Raw genomic sequence first — 591 nt, forward strand, 5'->3', positions numbered from 1 at the left:
AAGCTTGTTCATCACTTCCATTGGTCAGAAATAAATGGACAAAAGAGACACTGAAATATCGATCATCACCTGCGCGAGCGACAGATTCTTCCAGAGTGACCATGCCCTACAGTCGTTTTTCTTTTCGCATTTTCATCATAATAAATCATAAGATATCCTTTTCGTATTATGCCACAGAGAGGGTTTTACGATGGCGCCAATTTTTCAAGAGAAATCCTTCACAAAGCGATAGAGAGCAAGGTTTCTTTATGGAGAGCGCGCAGGACGCCGTGTTTTGACCTTTTCCATCACAATGATAAATTCAAACTTTAACCAACGCGACAATACGCTCCCTCTAAACGATTTTCGCACCACCTCATCCGCCACAGGCTGCTCCAATATCGATCCATTCATCGGTATATTTCCTTGAGAATTTTTTGCGCTTTCAGTCCCCGTAAAAAAAGAAAAGATTTTGATCATGTGCAATTCCGTTATCGGGAATACGGATTGAACGATGCCCAAAAAAATCAAACAAAAATAGAGGGATAAGTTACGAAAACTACAGGGTAAATTTTACTGCCCCAAAATGTCTATTTTTCTCCCTCTGAACAA

Annotated in this window: 1 protein-coding gene; it reads right to left on the reverse strand. The window is 40.3% G+C overall.

Annotated features, from left to right (window positions below; translation table 11 throughout):
- Positions 1 to 246: 246 nt before the first annotated feature.
- Positions 247 to 459, reverse strand: a complete 213-nt coding sequence (locus ACFINC_RS11530; protein ID WP_120099847.1) for a hypothetical protein — start codon at positions 457 to 459, stop codon at positions 247 to 249.
- Between the last annotated feature and the right edge of the window lie 132 nt (positions 460 to 591).

This window comes from Bartonella sp. AP58NXGY, from assembly GCF_042195785.1.
In the GTDB taxonomy this organism is placed as follows: domain Bacteria; phylum Pseudomonadota; class Alphaproteobacteria; order Rhizobiales; family Rhizobiaceae; genus Bartonella.

Bases quoted from the DNA above. Each gene is read 5' to 3' on its own strand.
- ACFINC_RS11530 (WP_120099847.1), bottom strand. From the start codon at position 459: ATGATCAAAATCTTTTCTTTTTTTACGGGGACTGAAAGCGCAAAAAAT.